Here is an 18,835-nt window from a genome sequence, read left to right on the forward strand (position 1 = left end):
AAGAGGTACCGACCGCGGGTGTTACTTCACGGCGGGCAGGTCCGCGAGGACGTCCTGGACCTTGGCACGGGCCGGGGCGGCGGGAACCACCGGGGCGGCGTGCGCGGCGCAGGTCACGTCGCGGGCGTCGATCTTGCCGCGCAGCAGGTACGCGTCGACGCGGTTGTTGATGCAGGGGTTGACCAGGCCGGTGACGCCGTGCGAGCCGGCGCCCTTCTCCGTGATCAGGCGCGAGCCGTAGAGGCGGTTGTGCAGCGAGACGGCACCGTCGTACGGGGTGGCGGCGTCACGGGTGGACTGGACGATCAGGACCGAGGGCAGGCCCTGGCCGCGGTTGACGCGGACCTCGACCGGGTTGGACTGCTTGGCACCCCAGGTGGCGCACGGCAGGTTCATCCAGGCGTTCGCCCAGGTCATGAACGGGTAGTCCTTGTGCAGCCGGGTGTTGTCACGGTCCCAGCGGGCCCAGCTGGTGGGCCACTTGGCGTCCGCGCACTCGACGGCGGTGTAGACGGCGTTGCCGTTCTCCGCGGAGATGTTGCCCGCGGTGTCCGACATGTCGGGGGAGGCGGCGTCGATCAGCCCCTGGGTGTTGCCCGCGACGTAGTCGGCCCAGGTCTGGGTGACCGGCAGCCAGGCGGAGTCGTAGTACGGGGCGCTCTGGAAGAAGTTGATGAGCTCGGCCGGGCCGACCTTGCCACCGAGGGGGGCCTTCTTGGCGGCGGCGCGCAGCTTCAGCCACTGGGCCTCGACCTTGGCCGGGGTGTTGCCCAGGTGGAAGTGGGCGTCGTTCTTGGCGACCCACTTCTTCCAGTCGTTCCAGCGCATCTGGAAGGCGACGTCCTGGTCCAGGTTGGCCTGGTACCAGATCTTCTCCTTGGACGGGTTGACCACGGAGTCGACGATCATGCGGCGCACGTGCGTCGGGAAGAGCTCGGCGTAGACGGCGCCGATGTAGGTGCCGTAGGAGACGCCCAGGTAGTTGAGCTTCTTCTCGTGCAGGGCGGCGCGGATCACGTCGATGTCGCGCACGGTGTTCGGCGTGGTCATGTGCGGCAGCATCCAGCCGCTGCGCTTCTTACAGCCGTCCGCGTAGTCGGCGGCGAGCTTGCGCTGGTAGCGCTTGTCGGCCGCGTTGTCCGGGACCGGGTCCTTCTTCGGGCCGGCCACGAACTTCTGCGGGTCGATGCAGGAGATCGGGGTCGAGTGGCCCACACCGCGCGGGTCGAAGCCGACGAAGTCGTACGCCTTGGAGGTGTTGACCCACAGCGGCGCCTTGTTGACCACGCGGAGCGGGAAGCGCATGCCGGAGCCGCCCGGGCCGCCCGGGTTGTAGACGAGGGCGCCCTGGCGCTCGGCCTTGGTGCCGGTGCTGAGCGCGCGGTCGACGGCGATGTCGATCTGCTTGCCGTACGGCTTGGTGTAGTCGAGCGGGACCTTCACCCAGCCACACTGGATCGGAGCTGCGAAGCCCCAGGCGGCGGGGCAGTCCTTCCAGGTGATGCCCTTGCGGCCGGCGCGGGCGGCCGCGATGGCCGCGCCGCGGGCGGCGGAGACGGTGGTGCTGCTGCCGGTCTGGGTGTCGGCCGCGGCGGCCGACGGGGCGACGAAGGCGCCCGCGATGAGCGTGCCCGCCATCAGAGTGCCCGCGCTGCCGAGCACCGCTGTGCGTATCACGTGGTATTCCCCCTGCGTCATGTGCGGCCGGAGTGGGCCGTGTTCGAACAGACTGCTGGGGGATCCTTTCGTCTGCGGGGTACCTGACAACAGAGTGCTGACCGCTTCTTTACCAACCCGATAACCGGATCGGTCTGTACCGCTCAGCGGTACAGAATCCGGTCAGAGTTCACCAACCGTACGCACGGCGGGCTTCGTCGAGCAGGACCCGCAGCCGCAGCCCGTCGGGCGCGAGCACCGTGACGAGCACCGCGGGCCCGGCCAGCGGGGTCACGGCCGCGTACTCCCCCAGCATCCGGGGCGCCACCGGGTCGGCCTCGAACCGGGGGTCCACGACCAGGAGTTGACCGACCGCCCGGTGTCCGCCGAGCACCGCGGGACCGTCCCAGCCGGCGGCCGCCCCCGGCCCGCAGGACAGCTCCTGGTCCAGCAGCGGCCGCCCGGCCCGGGTGACGCGGAGCCGGCTGGTGAGCAGGCCCGGTTCCTCGGCCGCCCGCCCCAACACCTGCTCCTCGCGCAGCAGGAGGCGGGCCGTGGGCGCGAGTTCGGCGACGGTGCGGGTGCGCAGCCGGCTGCCGCGGGCACAGATGAGGGGCTCCGGGAGCCAGCGCAGCTCGGCGCCCTCCTCGGCGGTCAGGCGTACGTCGTACCGGGCGGGGGCACCGTCCCGGCCCGGCAACGCGATGGTGGCGGCGGCGGAGGTGACGGTCAGGGCGGCTCCGACGGCCACCTCCGCCTCCACCGCGAGCCGGTCGCCGCCCAGCGGTGCGCTCATGGCGCCGACCAGGGTGACCTGTGCGCCGGTGGCGGGACCGCGGGTGCGCCGGAGCGCGAGCGGGCCCTCGCCGGCGAGCAGCGGCAGGGCGGTACCGCCCCGGCCGTCGGGGACGGCGCGGATCCGGGCGGTCGCGGACACGCCGTACCCGTGGGGGGCCGCCGGCCCGGCGGCGGGGGCCGGTAGGGCAGTGGGGGCGGGCCCGGCGGCGGGAGCCGGTACGGCGGCGGGGGCCGTCATGCCGGTACGCCCGCCCAGGCGGCCAGCCGCTCGCGGACCCAGCCCGCGACGGGCGCGACGCCGCCCTCGGCGGCCAGGGAGGTGAAGGCGACGGGGAGTTCGCCGCGCTGGGCGGCCGCGTCGCGGGCCATCCGGTCGAGGTCGGAACCGACGTACGGGGCGAGGTCGGTCTTGTTGACCACCAACAGGTCCGCGGTGGTGACCCCGGGCCCGCCCTTGCGCGGGATGTCGTCGCCGCCCGCCACGTCGATCACGAAGATCTGGGCGTCGACCAGGCCCCTGGAGAACGTGGCGGTGAGGTTGTCGCCGCCCGACTCGACCAGCACCAGGTCCAGCGGGCCGACAGTGTCCTCCAGGTCCTCGACGGCCTCCAGGTTGGCGGAGATGTCGTCGCGGATCGCGGTGTGCGGGCAGGCCCCGGTCTCCACGGCGGCGATCCGCTCGGGCGGCAGCACGGCCTCGCGCAGCAGGAACTCGGCGTCCTCGCGCGTGTAGATGTCGTTGGTGACCACGGCGAGGGAGAACTCCGCCCGCAGCGCCCGGCACAGTGCGGCCACGGTGGCCGTCTTGCCGGAGCCGACGGGGCCGCCGAGCCCGATGCGCAGCGCGCGGCGGCGGCCGTCGGGACGGGTCTCGGGGGCACCGTGGGTGTGGCGCTGGGGGTAGACGACCGGGTGGTCGAGGTGCATGGGGCCCTCCAGGGGCGGACGGGGGGAAGGAGGAAGAAGAGGAAGAAGAAGAGGGAGCGGGACGACGGTGCCCCGCGGCTCAGGAGGCGAACAGCCGGACCGGCCAGGCGGCGTGCGCCTGGGCCCCGATCTCGAGCAGCGGCGAGGCCGCCGCGGGCAGCGCCCCGGTCCCTTCCGTACGGGCGCGTGCGGCCGCGGCGGCGGCGCGCTCCGCGACCGCGTCCAGCTCGGGGGCGAGCCGGGCGAGCACCGCCGTGGCCTCGAAGGGGTCGAGGCCGAGCAGCCGTACGGTCGCGGTCGTCGGCCCGCCGATGCTCTCGTACGCCGCCACGTGCGCGGCGTCCAGCGGCCCGAGGCCGGCGGCCCGGGCCGCGAGCCCGAGGGCCACGGGCTGGTGGGCGCCGCGCGGGAACGCGGCGGACAGCGCCGCCAGCCCCGGGTCGCCCGGCCACACGGACCGCGCCGCCCGGGTGAGCTGACGGCCCAGCCGCCGGGCGGCGGTGCGCAGGGCGGGCGCGGGGGTGCGGGCGTCGGCCGCGGCGTCGAGGTCCGCCGGGTCGTGGCCGGCGGCGGCCGCCGCCGCGAAGGCGGCGGCGACCAGTCCCGCGGTGTGCAGCCGGCCCCGGCAGAACTCCTGCAAGGAGGCGGCGTCCGTGATGCGGCCGGCCTTGACGGCCGCCTCGGCGCCGCCGGAGTGGGCGTGGCCGCCGGCCGGGAACCGGCCGTCGGCCAGGACGAGCAGCGCGGCCCGGCCGCCGCCGGTGGGTGTGGTGTCCGTGTCCGTGTCCGTGTCCATGGGTGCCGTCAGAAGAGGAAGTACCGCTGGGCCATGGGCAGTTCGACGGCGGGTGCCGGCTCGACCGGCTCGCCGTCGATGGTCACGGTGAACGTGTCGGCGTCCACCTCGACCCGGGGCATGGCGTCGTTCTCGCGCATGTCCGCCTTGGTGACCCGACGGGTGTCCTCGATGGCGACGAACTCCTTCCCGAGACCGAGCCGTTCGGGCAGTCCGGCGTCCAGGGCGGCCCGGGAGGTGAAGTTGACCGAGTTCAGGCCCGGGGCACGGCCGAGGGCTCCGTACATGGGACGGGGCAGCACCGGCTGCGGGGTGGGGATGGAGGCGTTGGCGTCACCCATCTGCGCGTACGCGATCTGGCCCCCCTTGATGACGAGTTGGGGCTTCACGCCGAAGAACGCGGGCTCCCACAGGACGAGGTCGGCGAGCTTGCCGGTCTCGACGGAGCCGATCTCGCGGGCCAGGCCCTGGGCGACGGCCGGGTTGATCGTGTACTTGGCGACGTAGCGGCGGGCCCGGTGGTTGTCGGCGCGGCCGTCTCCGGGCAGGGCGCCCCGGCGCCGCTTCATGGTGTGCGCGGTCTGCCAGGTGCGCAGTACGACCTCGCCGACCCGGCCCATGGCCTGGGAGTCGGAGGAGATGATCGAGATGGCGCCGAGGTCGTGGAGGACGTCCTCGGCGGCGATCGTGGAGGGCCGGATCCGGGACTCGGCGAAGGCGAGGTCCTCGGGGACGGCCGGGTTGAGGTGGTGGCAGACCATCAGCATGTCGAGGTGCTCCTCGACGGTGTTGACGGTGTGCGGCCGGGTCGGGTTCGTCGAGCTGGGCAGGACGTTCGGCTCGGAGACCACGGTGATGATGTCGGGCGCGTGCCCGCCGCCGGCGCCCTCGGTGTGGTACGCGTGGATGGTGCGACCCGCGATGGCGGCGAGGGTGTCCCCCACGAACCCGGCCTCGTTGAGGGTGTCGGTGTGGACGGCGACCTGGGCCCCGGTCTCCTCGCACACCCGCAGGCAGGCGTCGATGACGGCCGGGGTGGCGCCCCAGTCCTCGTGGATCTTGAAGCCGAGGGCTCCGCCGCGCAGTTGGGAGTGCATGGCCTCGGCGGACATGGTGTTGCCCTTGCCCAGCAGGCCGATGTTGACGGGGTGGGCGTCCAGCGCGGCGAACATCCGGGCCGTGTGCCAGGGCCCGGGGGTGACGGTGGTGGCCTTGGAGCCCTCGGCGGGGCCGGTGCCGCCGCCGACGAGGGTGGTGATGCCGGAGGCGAGGGCCTCGTCCAGGATCGTCGGCGCGATGAAGTGCACGTGCGCGTCGATGGCGCCGGCGGTGAGGATCTTGCCGTTGCCGGCGATGACCTCCGTCTCGGGGCCGATGACGAGGTCGGGGTGCACCCCGTCCATGGTGTCGGGGTTGCCGGCCTTGCCGATCCCGGTGATCCGGCCGTCGCGGATGCCGAGGTCGGCCTTGACGATGCCCCAGTGGTCGAGGATCACCACGCCGGTGATGACGGTGTCGGGGGCGCCCTCGGCGCGGGTGGTGCGGGCCTGCCCCATGGACTCGCGGATCACCTTGCCGCCGCCGAAGACGGCCTCGTCGCCCGCGAGTCCCGGTCCGCCGCTGCGGTCCTCCTCGATCTCGACGAGCAGGTCGGTGTCGGCCAGCCGGATCCGGTCGCCGGTGGTGGGGCCGAACAGGGCGGCGTAGGCCTGTCGGGTGAGCTCAGCCATCGAGGGCACCGCCCGTCTCGCCACGCAGTCCGGGCACCGTGCGCAGGCCCGCCAGTGGTACGAGCTCGACCTCGACCGGGATGCCGGGCTCGAAGCGGACGGCGGTGCCGGCGGCGATGTTCAGGCGCCGGCCGCGGGCGGCCGCGCGGTCGAGGTCCAGACCGGGGTTGACCTCGGCGAAGTGGTAGTGGGAGCCGACCTGTACGGGGCGGTCGGCGGCGTTCAGCACGGTCAGACGGGTGATGGGGCGGCCCGCGTTGAGGGTCACGGGCCCGTCCGCGTGGAGGATCTCGCCGGGAATCACGTCGGGCCCCCTCAGACGATCGGGTCGTGGACGGTGACGAGCTTGGTGCCGTCGGGGAAGGTGGCCTCGACCTGGACGTCGTGGATCATCTCGGGGATGCCCTCCATGACGTCGTCACGGGTGAGGATCTTGCGCCCGGAGGCCATGAGCTCGGCCACCGTGCGGCCGTCGCGGGCGCCTTCGAGGATGTGCGAGGTGATGAGGGCGATCGCCTCGGGGTGGTTGAGCCGCAGGCCGCGGGCCCTCCGCTTCTCGGCCACGTCGGCGGCGACGTGGATGAGAAGCCGCTCTTGTTCGTGCGGTGTCAGTTGCACGGGGGGTCACCTCACTGCGGTTACGGATGATCAAGTGCGGAGCGAACCGGACCATATCCGCGGTCAACAACCTGTTGACCTTCCCTTGCCAACTGCTGGTGATGACTTGCCGCTCGCAGAGCTCTTTTTGGCCCTTCGATGACTACCGCTTTGCGCCAGCCGGGGACACGGACCGGGCCCCGCAGCGTAGGGCTCGCGCTTTTCCGTCGTGTTACCCCACGTTTCGGGCGGTCGCACGGTTCGGACGCGGGCCGCCGCGTGGACCGGCGGCCGCATGCGGGTGTTGCACGAGCGGGCCATGAACACCCAGCGTAGCCATGCCAGTACGCCTCGCGACCTGACGAAGCATCGACGTTCCGGCCAGAGTCACCCGAACGGGCGCCCTCCACTTATGCATTCTTGACGCAGTACCGGACAGACCGGCGCAGACCGCAACCGCGCAGGTCAGAGCATGCGTCCTTGTCACCTGAACGGCCGGAACCGGAGCCGGAAACCACAATTCCGGCATACGTGACGAGTCTCACATATCGCCGATTCGATGCGGTTTTCGGGCAATTCCTGGGTGAGGATCCCTGTCGACGACAAGCCCCCGCCACCACGGCGGGGCGGTCCGGGCGGACGCCGAGTCCTGCCGCCTCACCCGGATGACTGGTCGACAGGAATGCATCGGCAGGAGTGGAGGACCCAGCAGTACGGGTCGGCGGACCGTCAGGTCCGTTGCCGGCCCTTGGGGTGAAGCCGTACGTCGTCCCGTCCCGCACATGGGGACGGGGCGTTCTGCGGCCGGGCGAACTTCGCCGCCCGAACCCGACAGGTCATCCTTCACAGGCGGCTGACGAAGGGTTGCGCATGTCCGCGCTCACGAACGTCCCGTCCGTGCTGTCCCGAGCCGGGGTCACCTCGGCCCTCGCGCTCGCCGTGGCCGGGGCCACGCTCCTCGCCCCCGGCGCCCAGGGCGAGGCCGCCGCGGCGACGCCCGGCACCAAGGCGCTCCAGGTGGCCGCATCGAAGAGGGGCGCCCCGTACCAGTGGGGGGCGGTCGGGCCGCACCGGTTCGACTGCTCGGGCCTGACCCTCTACTCCTTCAAGAAGGCCGGCAAGTCGCTGCCCCGCACGGCGGCCCAGCAGTACAACCGCACCTCGCACGTCTCCGCGGGCTCCCGCCGGCCCGGGGACCTGGTGTTCTTCCACTACGGCTCGTCCGTCTACCACGTGGGCATCTACGCCGGCGCGAACCGGATCTGGCACTCGCCGAAGACGGGCTCCACGGTCCGCCTCGAGAAGATCTGGACGAACAGCGTGTGGTACGGCCGCGTGCGCTGAAATCACCGCCCCCCACGGGGTGTACGCGGGTAGGTTGGCGGATCCCGGCGCACCGGGCCGGGATCCGCCACCGAGGAGAGCCGTGTCCTTTCTCAACCCCGTCCGGCACATCAACTTCGACGCCCGCGACCCCTACCGGCTCGCCGAGTTCTGGGCCGCCGTCACCGGCTACGCCCTCGACCCGACCGAGAAGGGCGACCCGGAGGTGCTGCTCGACCCGCAGCAGCCAGGAGCGCCGGGAATCCTGTTCTGCCAGGTGCCCGAGGAGAAGTCCGGCAAGAACCGCGTCCACCTCGACATCCAGCCGCCCACCGGCACCCGGGACGAGGAGGTGGCGCGGCTCCTCGAGCTCGGGGCCCGGATCGAGGACGACCGCAGGACCTCGGAGGGCATGGGCTGGGTGGTCATGTCCGACCCGGAGGGCAACGAGTTCTGCGTGGAGCGCAGTGCCGTCGAGCGCGGACTGGTCTGAGCGCCCCGACGCCGCGTCAGCAGGTCCGTTCGGCGGGGGCGGGGGCCGCGGCCGCCGTCCACGGCAGCACGATCCACACCGTCTTGCCCCCGTCGGCGGTCGGGCTCACCGACAACCGGCCGCCCGCCTCCGCCGTGAGCCAGCGGATGATCACCATGCCCCGGCCGTTGTCCTGCTGGACGGCGGCCGGCAGGCGTCGGGGCCAGCGCGGGTGACTGTCGGTCACCCCGATCCGCAGCAGCTCGTCACGCTCCAGCCGCATGTCCACCGTGAACACCGGGGACCGGCCGAAGGTGTGCTGCACGGCGTTGGTGGCGAGTTCGGAGACGATCAGCCGGACGCTGTCGGCCTGGCCGGCGTCCTCGGGCAGGCCCCATTCGGACAGCACGTCCGCGACGTAGCGGCGGGCCGCGGACACCGAGGCGGGATCGCTCGGCAGAGTGACGGATGCTTCCTGGTGGTCTGCCATGGCGACACTGTCCCTTTCCCACCGGGGCCGGACTCCGACTCGTAGCGGATGACCTCGAGGACGGTCCCGGATCTGTGCTCCGCGCCAGACTGCCACTCATGGCGGCGCCGACGCTGGCGTTCCACCAAGATATGCATATATCTGTCGCTCAAAGCGGTGAACTCTGCTACGGAAGACCGTATTTGGGCGTAGGACTGGCGCGGGTGCGCCGGTGGAAGGAGGCCGGCATGCAGCACGGTCCCGCGGTGCGCCGCCGCAAGCTGGGCGAGGAACTGCGCGCGCTGCGCGACCGCTGCGGGTTCACCAGCGGGGAAGCAGCCCAGCTGCTCGGGTGGCACCAGTCGAAAATCAGCCGCATCGAGACGGGTCGAAGTGGCGTGAAACCGGAGGACGTCCGGCTCCTCCTGGACGCCTACGGCGTGTCCGACGCCCGGGAGCGCGCACTGCTGGAGGCGCTGGCCGTCTCGGCGGGCGACACCGGCCAGGCGCGGCAGTGGTGGCACGAGTACCGGGGCCTGCTGCCCCAGGAGTACCGGGACTTCATCAGCCTGGAGGCCTCCGCGAGCGCGGCCCGGACGGTGGAGCTGTCGGTGGTGCCCGGGCTGCTCCAGACCCCCGCGTACGCACGGGCGGTGACCCGGGCGGCGCTCGGGGGGATGCCGGAGCCGAAGGTGGACGCGCTGGTCGACGTACGGCTGGCCCGGCAGTCGGTGCTGCGCGCGGATCCGCCGCTCCAGCTGAGTGCGGTGCTCGACGAGGCCGTCCTGCGGCGGCAGATCGGCGGTCCGGAGGTGATGGCGGAGCAGCTGCGGCACCTGACGGCGGTCGCGGAGTTGCCCCAAGTCCGGCTCCAGGTACTGCCGTTCAGTGTGGGAGGCCATCTCGGCCTCACCGGGCCTTTCGTTATTTTCTCATTTCCGAACATCGCCGATCTGGACGTGGTTGTTCTCGACCATTTGACGAGTAGCCTCTATCTGGAGCGGAAAGAAGACCTCGAGGCGTACAGCGCCGCCTTCCGCACGATTCAGGCGCACGCCCTCCCGCCCCAGGACTCGTCGGATCTCATCAGCGCGATCGCTGACGGCGCGTAAGGAGGCACACCCCCATGTCCGCAAACCCCCGACCCCCGAGCGGACTTCTGAACAGAGCGACCTGGCGGCGCAGCAGCCGCAGCACCGGGATGAACAACTGCGTGGAGGCCGCCGAGCTCGGCCGCACGCTGCTGGCCGTCCGTGACTCGAAGCGGGTCGAAGGGCCCGCCCTCGTGTTCACGGACACGGCCTGGCAGGGCTTCCTGTCGTACGTACGGGCGGACCTGCCCGGTTCCGAGGGCTGACCCCCTCTCCCCCGGAACCGGCGGGCCGACCGTCTCAGCCCGCGGTCGGCGCGGTCCGCAGGATCGTGTCGACCGCGCGCGTGATCTCGGCCTCCGTCAGGTCGCCGCGCGCCGTCAGCCGCAGCCGCGAGATGCCGTCCGGCACCGACGGCGGGCGGAAGCAGCCCACCGACAGCCCCGCCCCGCGGCAGTCGGCCGCCCACTGCAGCGCCGCCGCCGGCGAGGGCGCCCGCACCGACACCACGGCCGCGTCGGGCCGCGCCGCCGTCAGGCCGGCCGCCGTCAGCCGCTCGTACAGCGCCCCGGCCACCTCGCGGGCCCGCTCGGCGCGGGCCGGCTCGCGGCGCAGCAGGCGCAGGCTGCCGAGGGCCGCGCCGACGGCCGCCGGGGCCAGTCCGGTGTCGAAGATGAAGCTGCGGGCCGCGTTCACCAGGTGCTCGATCACCTTCGCGGGACCCAGTACCGCGCCGCCCTGGCTGCCCAGGGACTTCGAGAGGGTCAGCGTCGCCACCACGTCCGGGTCGCCGGCCAGCCCGGCGGCGTGCAGCGCGCCGCGGCCGCCCTCGCCCAGCACGCCGAGCCCGTGCGCGTCGTCGACGACCAGCGCCGCGCCCTCGGCGCGGCAGGCCGCCGCGTAGCCGGCCAGCGGGGCGGCGTCGCCGTCGACGGAGAAGACCGAGTCGGTGACGAGGACCTTCCGGTCGCCGTCGTACGCGGCGAGGGTCTTGCGCGCGGTCTCGGGGTCGGCGTGCGGTACGACCGCCACCTCGGCGCGCGAGAGCCGGCAGCCGTCGACGATGGAGGCGTGGTTGCCGGCGTCGGAGACGACCAGGGAACCGCGGCCGGTCAGCGCGGTGACGGCGGCGAGGTTCGCGGCGTACCCGGAGGACAGGACGAGCGCCGCCTCGAAGCCGCAGAAGTCGGCGAGCTCGCGCTCCAGCTCGGCGTGCAGCGCCGTGCTGCCGGTGACGAGCCGGGAGCCGGTCGCGCCGCCGCCCCAACGGCGGGCGGCCTCGGCGGCCGCCTCGACCGTCTCGGGGTGGCGGGCCAGGCCCAGGTAGTCGTTGCTCGCGAGGTCCAGCAGGTCCGACTCCGCCGGGCGCGGCCGCAGGGTGCGGACCAGCCCGGCCCGCTCACGGGCGGCGGCGGCCCCGTCGATCCAGGCGAACACGTCCTCGGGCATCGGCCACCGTCCTCGTCTTTGTGGGCTGTCCACAGACCCTAGTCCCCGTCCGTCACAGGACTGGTGTGGTGATGCCCACACCGGCTTCGACTCTTCTTGTAGCTTCTCTCCTTGGCCGAGGGCCGGGGCGTGAGACAGGATCACGCCTATGGACCTGCTGAACACCCTGGTGGACAAGGGGCTGCGGCGCGAGCTGCCGACCCGTGAAGAGGCGCTCGCCGTGCTGGCGACGTCCGACGACGACCTGCTCGACGTGGTGGCCGCGGCCGGCAAGGTGCGGCGCAAGTGGTTCGGCCGTCGAGTGAAGCTCAACTACCTGGTCAACCTGAAGTCCGGGCTGTGCCCCGAGGACTGCTCGTACTGCTCGCAGCGGCTGGGCTCCAAGGCGGAGATCCTCAAGTACACGTGGCTGAAGCCGGAGGACGCGTCCAAGGCGGCCGCGGCGGGCGTGGCCGGCGGCGCCAAGCGCGTGTGCCTGGTGGCGAGCGGGCGCGGTCCGACGGACCGCGACGTCGACCGGGTGTCCAAGACCATCGAGGCCATCAAGGAGGAGAACGAGGGCATCGAGGTCTGCGCCTGCCTCGGCCTCCTGTCGGACGGCCAGGCGGAGCGGCTGCGCGAGGCGGGTGCCGACGCCTACAACCACAACCTGAACACGTCCGAGGGCACGTACGGGCAGATCACCTCGACCCACACCTACCAGGACCGGGTCGACACGGTGAACAAGGCGCACGCCGCCGGCCTGTCCGCCTGCTCCGGTCTGATCGCGGGCATGGGCGAGAGCGACGAGGACCTGGTCGACGTCGTGTTCTCGCTGCGCTCCCTGGACCCGGACTCGGTGCCGGTCAACTTCCTCATCCCCTTCGAGGGCACGCCGCTGGCGAAGGAGTGGAACCTCACCCCCCAGCGCGCGCTGCGGATCCTGGCGATGGTCCGCTTCGTCTGCCCCGACGTCGAGGTGCGGCTCGCCGGCGGCCGCGAGGTGCACCTGCGCACGCTGCAGCCGCTGGCCCTGGAGCTGGCCAACTCGATCTTCCTCGGCGACTACCTCACCAGTGAGGGCCAGGCCGGTCAGGCCGACCTCGACATGATCGCGGACGCCGGGTTCACGGTGGAGGGCGCGGACACCACGACGCTGCCCACGCACCGCTCCGAGGCCCGCGCCGGCGGCGGCTGCGGCTCGCACGGCGGGGGCGCCTCGCTGTGCGGTCCGCAGGACGGCGCGGCGGCCGGCTGCGGTTCCGGCTGCGGTGGCTGCGGCGCGCACGAGGAGCCGGCGGCCGAGGTCGCCGAGGCCCCGGCGGCCGAGGCCGACGAGCAGGAGCAGCCGACGCAGGCCGCGCCCGGCGAGGTGCGGCCGGAGCTGGTCGCCGTGCGCCGCCGCGGTGCCGGCACGGACCTCGCGCCGAATGCCTGACCCGCTGTACGGGGCCGCCGGGCCCGGGTCCGCCGGAGCGGGCCCGCGGTCCGGCGGACCCGGCTCCCTGTCCCCCGCCGACCTGCGGGCGCTCGACCGGCAGCACGTGTGGCACCCGTACGGTCCGATGCCCGGCCGCCAGGAGCCGCTGGTGGTCTCCTCGGCGTCCGGCGTCCGGCTGCGGCTGGCCGAGCCGGCCGAGGGCCACGACGAGTTGGTCGACGGCATGTCCTCCTGGTGGTCGGCCGTCCACGGCTACAACCACCCGGTGCTCAACGAGGCGGTGCGCGGCCAGCTCGACCGGATGAGCCACGTGATGTTCGGGGGGCTCACGCACGAGCCCGCCGTGCGGCTCGCGGCGAAGCTGGTGGAGATCACCCCCGAGGGGCTGGAGCACGTCTTCCTGTGCGACTCGGGCTCGGTCTCGGTCGAGGTCGCGGTCAAGATGTGCCTGCAGTACTGGCGTTCGCTGGGGTACACGGGCAAGACCAGGCTGCTGACCTGGCGCGGTGGCTACCACGGCGACACGTGGCAGCCGATGGCCGTGTGCGACCCCGAGGGCGGCATGCACGAGCTGTGGCAGGGCCACCTGCCGAAGCAGGTGTTCGCCGACGTCCCGCCCGCCGGCTTCGACGCCGAGCCGGACCCGGAGTACGTGGCCCACCTGCGCTCCCTGGTCGCCGCGCACGCGGACGAGCTGGCCGCGGTGATCGTGGAGCCGGTGGTGCAGGGCGCCGGCGGCATGCGCTTCCACTCCCCCGGCTACCTGCGGGTGCTGCGGGAGCTGTGCGACGAGTACGGCGTCCTGCTCGTCCTCGACGAGATCGCCACCGGCTTCGGCCGCACCGGCGCGATGTTCGCGGCGGACCACGCGGGCGTCACGCCCGACGTGCTGTGTCTGGGCAAGGCGTTGACGGGCGGCTACCTGACGATGGCCGCGACCCTGTGCACCTCGCGGGTGGCCGACGGGATCTCGCGGGGCGAGGTGCCGGTGCTCGCGCACGGGCCGACGTTCATGGGCAACCCGCTGGCCGCCTCGGTGGCCCTGGCCTCGATCGACCTGCTGCTCGGCAGCGACTGGGCGGGCGAGGTCAAGCGGATCGGGGCGGGGCTGCGCGAGGGGCTCGCCCCGGCCGCCGCGCTGCCGGGCGTCCGGGACGTACGGGTCCTCGGGGCGATCGGCGTCGTCCAGCTCGACCACGAGGTCGACATGGCGGCGGCCACCCGGGCCGCCGTGCGGGAGGGCGTCTGGCTGCGCCCGTTCCGCGATCTGGTGTACACGATGCCGCCGTACGTCTCGACGGACGAGGACGTGGCGCGGATCGGTCGCGCGGTGTGCGCGGCCGCACGGGAAGGCTGAAGGCTGACATGGGCGTCCTCGTCGTGTCCGGTACGGGCACGGAGATCGGTAAGACGGCGGTGACCGCGGCGGTCGCGGCGGCGGCACTGGCCGCCGGGCGGTCCGTCGCGGTGCTCAAGCCCGCGCAGACCGGCGTGGCTCCGGGCGAGCCCGGGGACGTGGCGGAGGTCGAGCGGCTGGCGGGGCCGGTGACGGGGGCCGAACTGGCCCGCTACCCGGAGCCGTTGGCCCCCGACACGGCCGCGCGCCGGGCCGGGATGCCGTTCGTCTCGCCGGCCGCCGTCGCCGAGGCCGCGGCGAAGCTGGCCGCCGAGCACGACCTCGTGCTCGTCGAGGGCGCGGGCGGGCTGCTCGTACGGTTCGACGCCGAGGGCGGCACGCTCGCGGACGCGGCGCGGCTGCTGGGCGCGCCGGTGCTGGTGGTGGCCCCGGCCGGGCTGGGCACCCTCAACTCCTGTGCGCTGACCGCCGAGGCCCTGGCCGCCCGCGGCCTGGCCACGCCGGGCGTCGTCATCGGCAGTTGGCCGGCGGAGCCGGACCTGGCGATGCGGTGCAACCTCGCGGACCTGCCCTCGGTGTCCGGGGTGCCGCTGCTGGGCGCCGTACCCCAGGGGGCGCCGGGACTGGACCCCGCCGTATTCCGCGGGGCGGCCGGCTCGTGGCTGGCCCCGGCGCTGGACGGGACCTGGGACGCCGCGGACTTCATGGCGCGCTGGGCCGCGTAGGCCGCCCCTTCTCCGGGGGCGGGGCCGTCCTCGCGCGCGGTGGTGCCGGACGGGGTGGGGCGGGGCGGGGGAAATCGCTCCGCCCCGCGCCCGTGCTCGGGGATAGCGGCCGCACACGGGGGGACACTGACGGTATGCGCCCGCCGTGCCCGCCCGTCCAAGGAGGCCCGCCATGACGCGCCGGACCCGCGCCGCCAGGGAACCCGTCCATCACCCCCTCTTCGCCCGCGCCTACGCCCGGATGAGCGCCCAGGCCGACGCCCACGCCGGCGTCGCCCGGATCCGCGCGGAGCTGCTGACCGGGCTCAGCGGCCGGATCATCGAGATCGGTGCGGGCAACGGGCGCAACTTCGCCCACTACCCGGCCGCCGTCGCCGAGGTGGTCGCGATCGAACCCGAACGGACGCTGCGCCGGCTCGCGGTACGGGCGGCGCTGCGCGCCGAGGTGCCGGTGGACGTGGTCCCGGGCGTCGCCGAGGCGCTGCCGGTCAAGAGCGAGGCCTTCGACGGGGCGGTCGCCTCCCTGGTGCTGTGCTCCGTACGGGACCTGCCGCGCTCCCTCGCCGAGATCCACCGGGTGCTGCGGCCGGGCGCGGAGCTGCGCTTCTTCGAGCACGGGCTCGCGCCGGGACCGAACATGGCCTCCTTCCAGAGGCTGCTGGACCGGACGGTGTGGCCGCGGCTGTGCGGGGGCTGCCACACCTCGCGCGATCCGGTGGCCGCCATCGAGGCGGCCGGGTTCGAGCTCCTCGCGCAGCGCTCGCTGCGGCTGCCGGAGCGGGGCCCGGCCTTCCCGGACTCGTACTGCGTCCTGGGGTCGGCGCGGCGGCCGTCGGTCTGACGGCGGGCCGGCCGGCCCGGCGGGTCGGGCCCGGGTCAGGCCGGCAGCGGCTTCACCCAGCGCGTCCACTGCTCCTGGGGCCCGTACCCGGCGGCGCGCCACGCGTGCCGGCCCCGCTCGTTCCGGTCGAGCACCATCGCGTCGCCGCGGCGGCCGCCCAGGCGTACGAAGCGTTCCTCGGCCGCGGCCAGCAGCGCGGAGCCGATGCCCCGGCGCCGGTGGCCGGGGGAGACGGCGAGCCGGTAGAGGTGGCAGCGCCAGCCGTCGAAGCCGGCGATGACGGTGCCCACGAGCTCGCCGCCGCGCTCGGCGAGCAGCAGGGCCTCGGGGTCGTGCGCGACGAGCCGGCCGACGCCGGCCGGGTCGTCGCTGATGCTCGTGCCCTCCGCCGCGTCGGCCCAGAACCGCAGGACGGCGTCGACGTCGGCCGCCGACGCGGCCCGTATCCGGAGATCATCCATGGCGCCACCCCATCACCGCGCGACCGCCGGCCGCCACCGGATTCCCACGATGCGGACGGCCGCCGCCCACCCGTCTGCTTTGCCGATCCTTTACCATGTGGGGACCGACCCGGCCCGCCCCTGCGGCCGATCCGACGACCGAAAGGCGTGAGCGTCCGCCCATGGGCGAGCCTCCCAGTACCCGACATCGCGCACGACGCCTCCCCCTGGCCGATCATGGGACGGAGGTGAACCGATGACCGAAGTGCTTCTGCTCGTGGTGGCGCTGCTGCTCTGCCTCGCCTGCGGCGTCTTCGTGGCGGCGGAGTTCTCGCTGACCACGATCGAGCGCGCGGACCTGGAGGCGGCCGTCGAGCGCGGCGACCGCGGCGCCGAGAGCGCCCTGAAGGCCGTCCGGAGCCTGACCTTCCAGCTCTCCGGCGCCCAGCTCGGCATCACCGTCACCGGCCTGGTCATCGGCATGCTCTCCGAGCCCTCCATCGCCGCGCTGCTGCGCGGCCCGCTGGAGGCGATCGGGCTGGGCGAGACCACGGCCTCCTCGGTGGCGCTGGTGCTCGGCACGGCCCTGTCCACCGTGGTCCTGATGGTGGTGGGCGAGCTCGTCCCCAAGAACTGGGCGATCTCCTCGCCGCTGTCGGTGGCCCGGCACGTGGCCACCCCGCAGCGGGTCTTCAGCATGGTGTTCAAGCCCCTCATCGGGCACCTGAACACCACCGCCAACCACATGGTCCGCCGCCTGGGCATGGAGCCCGCCGAGGAGCTGGCCTCCGCCCGTACCCCGCAGGAGCTGGTCGCGCTGGCACGGCACTCCGCGAAGGAGGGCGCGCTGGAGAAGGACACCGCCGAGCTGTTCGTACGGACGCTGAACCTGGCCGACCTGACCGCCGAGAACGTGATGACCCCGCGCGTGCAGGTCACCGCGCTGGACGTGCAGACCACGGCCGAGGACGTCGCGAACGCCACCCAGGCCACCGGCCTGTCCCGCTTCCCGGTCTACCGGGGCAGCCTCGACACGGTGGTCGGGACCGTGCACATCAAGGACGTGCTGGCGCTGCCCGCCGAGGACCGGCACCGGTACCCGGTGGAGCGCCTGCTGCGCGAGCCGCTGCTGGTGCCCGAGTCGCTGACCGTGGACCGGCTGCTGGACCGCCTCTCGGGCCGGCAGACGATGGCCGTGGTGATCGACGAGTACGGCGGCACCGCCGGCGTGGCCACGCTGGAGGACATCGTCGAGGAGGTCGTCGGCGAGGTCCGCGACGAGCACGACCCGCACGAGACGCCGGACCTGGCCCCGGCCGGCACCGACGCCGGCGGCCGCCGGCTCTACTCCGCCGACGGCGCGGCCCGCACCGACCAGCTGGCCCGGATCGGGCTGCGCGTGCCGGACGGCCCGTACGAGACGCTCGCCGGGCTCATCGCCACCGAGCTCGGCCGGATACCCGAGGTGGGCGACGGCCTGGAGCTGGACGGCTGGCGGGTGGACGTGGTGGACGCCGTGGGGCGCCGCGCCTCGCGGGTCCTGCTGCACGCACCGGTCGCGCCCGCGGTCCCGGCCGCCGAGGAGGACGGCCGGCGCCACCGGCGCCACCGGGGCGAGGGCCGGCACCGGGGCGCCGACCGGCCCGGCGGTGACGGACGCCGCGGGCGTGCGGACCGCCATGCGGCCGGTGGCCGCGACAAGGACGAGGAGGGAACGGACCGATGACCGCGCTGCAACTGCTGATCGGCTTCCTGACCCTGGTGGTCAACGCCTTCTTCGTCGGCGCGGAGTTCGCGCTGATCTCGGTCCGGCGCAGCCAGATCGAGCCGTACGCCGAGCAGGGCGACCGGCGGGCGCGCAGCGTCCTGTGGGGCCTGGAGCACGTCTCGGCGCTCATGGCGGCGGCGCAGCTGGGCATCACCCTGTGCACCCTGGTGCTGGGCGTGGTGGCCGAGCCCGCGATCGAACACCTGCTCACGCCGCTCTTCGAGCTCGTGGGCGTGCCGGCCGGAGCCACGCACGCGATCTCCTTCGTGATCGCGCTCGCCGTCGCGACGTACCTGCACATGCTCTTCGGCGAGATGGTGCCGAAGAACGTGGCGCTGTCCGAGCCGGTGCGCACCGCGCTGGCGCTCGGACCGCCGCTGGTGACGCTGACCCGGGCCCTGAGGCCGGTGATCTTCGCGGTCAACGCCTTCGCCAACGCGCTCCTGCGACTGCTGCGGGTGGACGCCAAGGGCGAGGTGTCCGCCACCTTCTCGGATGACGAGCTGGCGCGCATGGTGAAGGACTCCAGCGACGCCGGGCTGCTCGACGACCGGGCGAGCGAGCGCCTGCACGACGCGCTGGAGCTGGGGCGCCGGCCGGTGGCGGACGTGGTGCTGCGGGTGGAGGGGGTGGTGACCGCCCGGGAGGGGCTCACCCCCGCGGAGCTGGAGCAGCTGTCGGCCCGGTCCGGCTACTCGCGCTTCCCCGTGGTCGACGGGCAGCGGCGGATCCTGGGCTACCTGCACGTCAAGGACACGCTGGACGCGCCCAGCCGGGACGAGCCGTTCCCGGCGGACGCGCTGCGGCCGATCGCCCAGGTACGGGCCGAGACGCCGCTGGACGACGTGCTGACCGCGATGCGGCGCAGCCGTACGCACTTGGCGGCGGTGCTGGGGACGGACGGCACCCTCGCGGGTCTGGTGACGATGGAGGACGTACTGCGCGAGCTGTTCGGGAATGCGGCGAACACCTGAGC

General features: G+C 73.6%; 20 protein-coding genes and 1 riboswitch. Of the genes, 10 read left to right on the forward strand and 10 right to left on the reverse strand.

Features of this window, described 5'->3' with window-relative positions:
- Nucleotides 1-21: 21 nt before the first annotated feature.
- The 7 genes from ACIQCH_RS13890 to ACIQCH_RS13920 all read right to left on the reverse strand — a co-directional run bounded on the left by ACIQCH_RS13890 (nt 22) and on the right by ACIQCH_RS13920 (nt 6,525).
- Nucleotides 22-1,638, reverse strand: a complete 1,617-nt coding sequence (locus ACIQCH_RS13890; RefSeq protein WP_402580998.1) for an alpha/beta hydrolase — start codon at nt 1,636-1,638, stop codon at nt 22-24.
- A gap of 208 nt (nt 1,639-1,846) precedes the next feature.
- Nucleotides 1,847-2,692 (reverse strand): urease accessory protein UreD, encoded by an 846-nt coding sequence (locus ACIQCH_RS13895; RefSeq protein WP_402580897.1) that lies wholly within the window; start codon nt 2,690-2,692, stop codon nt 1,847-1,849.
- Nucleotides 2,689-3,381 (reverse strand): urease accessory protein UreG, encoded by a 693-nt coding sequence (gene ureG / locus ACIQCH_RS13900; protein ID WP_402580898.1) that lies wholly within the window; start codon nt 3,379-3,381, stop codon nt 2,689-2,691. Before ureG ends, ACIQCH_RS13895 begins: the two co-directional genes overlap by 4 nt.
- Before the next feature lie 79 nt (nt 3,382-3,460).
- Nucleotides 3,461-4,177, reverse strand: coding sequence for an urease accessory protein UreF (locus ACIQCH_RS13905; protein ID WP_402580899.1), 717 nt, complete (start codon nt 4,175-4,177; stop codon nt 3,461-3,463).
- Between the two features lie 8 nt (nt 4,178-4,185).
- Nucleotides 4,186-5,907, reverse strand: coding sequence for an urease subunit alpha (locus ACIQCH_RS13910; RefSeq protein ID WP_402580900.1), 1,722 nt, complete (start codon nt 5,905-5,907; stop codon nt 4,186-4,188).
- Nucleotides 5,900-6,211: an urease subunit beta gene (locus ACIQCH_RS13915; protein ID WP_402580901.1), complete on the reverse strand. Its 312-nt coding sequence runs from the start codon at nt 6,209-6,211 to the stop codon at nt 5,900-5,902. The genes ACIQCH_RS13910 and ACIQCH_RS13915 overlap by 8 nt, the downstream gene beginning before the upstream one ends.
- A gap of 11 nt (nt 6,212-6,222) precedes the next feature.
- Nucleotides 6,223-6,525, reverse strand: coding sequence for an urease subunit gamma (locus ACIQCH_RS13920; RefSeq protein ID WP_402580902.1), 303 nt, complete (start codon nt 6,523-6,525; stop codon nt 6,223-6,225).
- 622 nt (nt 6,526-7,147) lie between these two features.
- A riboswitch (cyclic di-AMP (ydaO/yuaA leader) is annotated at nt 7,148-7,371 on the forward strand.
- 3 nt (nt 7,372-7,374) lie between these two features.
- Here ACIQCH_RS13920 and ACIQCH_RS13925 point away from each other — a divergent pair.
- Nucleotides 7,375-7,848 (forward strand): C40 family peptidase, encoded by a 474-nt coding sequence (locus ACIQCH_RS13925; RefSeq protein ID WP_402580903.1) that lies wholly within the window; start codon nt 7,375-7,377, stop codon nt 7,846-7,848.
- An 82-nt stretch (nt 7,849-7,930) separates the two neighbouring features.
- Nucleotides 7,931-8,320, forward strand: a complete 390-nt coding sequence (locus ACIQCH_RS13930; RefSeq protein WP_030200176.1) for a VOC family protein — start codon at nt 7,931-7,933, stop codon at nt 8,318-8,320.
- 16 nt (nt 8,321-8,336) lie between these two features.
- Here the strand turns inward: ACIQCH_RS13930 and ACIQCH_RS13935 are convergent, their stop codons facing one another.
- Nucleotides 8,337-8,789, reverse strand: a complete 453-nt coding sequence (locus ACIQCH_RS13935) for an ATP-binding protein (RefSeq protein ID WP_402580904.1) — start codon at nt 8,787-8,789, stop codon at nt 8,337-8,339.
- A gap of 227 nt (nt 8,790-9,016) precedes the next feature.
- Between ACIQCH_RS13935 and ACIQCH_RS13940 the strand changes: the two genes are divergently transcribed.
- Together ACIQCH_RS13940 and ACIQCH_RS13945 are read left to right on the forward strand one after the other, a co-directional pair.
- Nucleotides 9,017-9,880: a helix-turn-helix domain-containing protein gene (locus ACIQCH_RS13940; RefSeq protein WP_402580905.1), complete on the forward strand. Its 864-nt coding sequence runs from the start codon at nt 9,017-9,019 to the stop codon at nt 9,878-9,880.
- Nucleotides 9,881-9,894: 14 nt separating this feature from the next.
- On the forward strand, nt 9,895-10,125 hold the full coding sequence (locus ACIQCH_RS13945) for a DUF397 domain-containing protein (RefSeq protein WP_402580906.1): 231 nt from the start codon (nt 9,895-9,897) through the stop codon (nt 10,123-10,125).
- A 34-nt stretch (nt 10,126-10,159) separates the two neighbouring features.
- On the opposite strand, the gene ACIQCH_RS13950 is transcribed toward ACIQCH_RS13945, so the two are convergent.
- On the reverse strand, nt 10,160-11,308 hold the full coding sequence (locus tag ACIQCH_RS13950; protein ID WP_402580907.1) for an 8-amino-7-oxononanoate synthase: 1,149 nt from the start codon (nt 11,306-11,308) through the stop codon (nt 10,160-10,162).
- Nucleotides 11,309-11,456: 148 nt separating this feature from the next.
- Here ACIQCH_RS13950 and bioB point away from each other — a divergent pair, with 148 nt between their 5' ends.
- The 4 genes from bioB (at nt 11,457) to ACIQCH_RS13970 (ending at nt 15,651) form a co-directional block, all read left to right on the forward strand.
- Complete coding sequence (bioB, locus tag ACIQCH_RS13955; RefSeq protein WP_402580908.1) at nt 11,457-12,725, forward strand: biotin synthase BioB; 1,269 nt, start codon at nt 11,457-11,459, stop codon at nt 12,723-12,725.
- Entirely contained in the window at nt 12,718-14,085 is a 1,368-nt protein-coding gene (locus ACIQCH_RS13960; RefSeq protein WP_402580909.1) for an adenosylmethionine--8-amino-7-oxononanoate transaminase, read from the forward strand. Before bioB ends, ACIQCH_RS13960 begins: the two co-directional genes overlap by 8 nt.
- An 8-nt stretch (nt 14,086-14,093) precedes the next feature.
- Entirely contained in the window at nt 14,094-14,810 is a 717-nt protein-coding gene (bioD, locus tag ACIQCH_RS13965) for a dethiobiotin synthase (RefSeq protein ID WP_402580910.1), read from the forward strand.
- A 172-nt stretch (nt 14,811-14,982) separates the two neighbouring features.
- Nucleotides 14,983-15,651, forward strand: a complete 669-nt coding sequence (locus tag ACIQCH_RS13970; RefSeq protein WP_402580911.1) for a class I SAM-dependent methyltransferase — start codon at nt 14,983-14,985, stop codon at nt 15,649-15,651.
- A gap of 35 nt (nt 15,652-15,686) precedes the next feature.
- Here ACIQCH_RS13970 and ACIQCH_RS13975 read toward each other — a convergent pair whose 3' ends face one another.
- Nucleotides 15,687-16,112 carry a GNAT family N-acetyltransferase gene (locus ACIQCH_RS13975; protein WP_402580912.1) on the reverse strand — a complete coding sequence of 142 codons (426 nt, stop codon included), beginning with the start codon at nt 16,110-16,112 and terminating at the stop codon, nt 15,687-15,689.
- A gap of 235 nt (nt 16,113-16,347) precedes the next feature.
- Here ACIQCH_RS13975 and ACIQCH_RS13980 point away from each other — a divergent pair, with 235 nt between their 5' ends.
- Both ACIQCH_RS13980 and ACIQCH_RS13985 read left to right on the forward strand, forming a co-directional pair.
- Nucleotides 16,348-17,817, forward strand: coding sequence for a hemolysin family protein (locus ACIQCH_RS13980; RefSeq protein WP_402580913.1), 1,470 nt, complete (start codon nt 16,348-16,350; stop codon nt 17,815-17,817).
- Nucleotides 17,814-18,833 (forward strand): hemolysin family protein, encoded by a 1,020-nt coding sequence (locus ACIQCH_RS13985; protein ID WP_402580914.1) that lies wholly within the window; start codon nt 17,814-17,816, stop codon nt 18,831-18,833. Before ACIQCH_RS13980 ends, ACIQCH_RS13985 begins: the two co-directional genes overlap by 4 nt.
- The last annotated feature ends 2 nt before the right edge of the window (nt 18,834-18,835 follow it).

Source organism: Streptomyces sp. NPDC093225 (assembly GCF_044753805.1).
Classification (GTDB): domain Bacteria; phylum Actinomycetota; class Actinomycetes; order Streptomycetales; family Streptomycetaceae; genus Streptomyces.

Coding starts and splice junctions, on each gene's coding strand:
- ACIQCH_RS13935 (WP_402580904.1), bottom strand. CDS start 8,789: ATGGCAGACCACCAGGAAGCATCCGTCACTCTGCCGAGCGATCCCGCC.
- ACIQCH_RS13980 (WP_402580913.1), top strand. CDS start 16,348: ATGACCGAAGTGCTTCTGCTCGTGGTGGCGCTGCTGCTCTGCCTCGCC.
- ureG (WP_402580898.1), bottom strand. CDS start 3,381: ATGCACCTCGACCACCCGGTCGTCTACCCCCAGCGCCACACCCACGGT.
- ACIQCH_RS13985 (WP_402580914.1), top strand. CDS start 17,814: ATGACCGCGCTGCAACTGCTGATCGGCTTCCTGACCCTGGTGGTCAAC.
- ACIQCH_RS13960 (WP_402580909.1), top strand. CDS start 12,718: ATGCCTGACCCGCTGTACGGGGCCGCCGGGCCCGGGTCCGCCGGAGCG.
- ACIQCH_RS13910 (WP_402580900.1), bottom strand. CDS start 5,907: ATGGCTGAGCTCACCCGACAGGCCTACGCCGCCCTGTTCGGCCCCACC.
- ACIQCH_RS13970 (WP_402580911.1), top strand. CDS start 14,983: ATGACGCGCCGGACCCGCGCCGCCAGGGAACCCGTCCATCACCCCCTC.
- ACIQCH_RS13925 (WP_402580903.1), top strand. CDS start 7,375: ATGTCCGCGCTCACGAACGTCCCGTCCGTGCTGTCCCGAGCCGGGGTC.
- ACIQCH_RS13890 (WP_402580998.1), bottom strand. CDS start 1,638: ATGGCGGGCACGCTCATCGCGGGCGCCTTCGTCGCCCCGTCGGCCGCC.
- ACIQCH_RS13945 (WP_402580906.1), top strand. CDS start 9,895: ATGTCCGCAAACCCCCGACCCCCGAGCGGACTTCTGAACAGAGCGACC.
- bioB (WP_402580908.1), top strand. CDS start 11,457: ATGGACCTGCTGAACACCCTGGTGGACAAGGGGCTGCGGCGCGAGCTG.
- bioD (WP_402580910.1), top strand. CDS start 14,094: ATGGGCGTCCTCGTCGTGTCCGGTACGGGCACGGAGATCGGTAAGACG.
- ACIQCH_RS13895 (WP_402580897.1), bottom strand. CDS start 2,692: ATGACGGCCCCCGCCGCCGTACCGGCTCCCGCCGCCGGGCCCGCCCCC.
- ACIQCH_RS13905 (WP_402580899.1), bottom strand. CDS start 4,177: ATGGACACGGACACGGACACGGACACCACACCCACCGGCGGCGGCCGG.
- ACIQCH_RS13975 (WP_402580912.1), bottom strand. CDS start 16,112: ATGGATGATCTCCGGATACGGGCCGCGTCGGCGGCCGACGTCGACGCC.
- ACIQCH_RS13940 (WP_402580905.1), top strand. CDS start 9,017: ATGCAGCACGGTCCCGCGGTGCGCCGCCGCAAGCTGGGCGAGGAACTG.
- ACIQCH_RS13950 (WP_402580907.1), bottom strand. CDS start 11,308: ATGCCCGAGGACGTGTTCGCCTGGATCGACGGGGCCGCCGCCGCCCGT.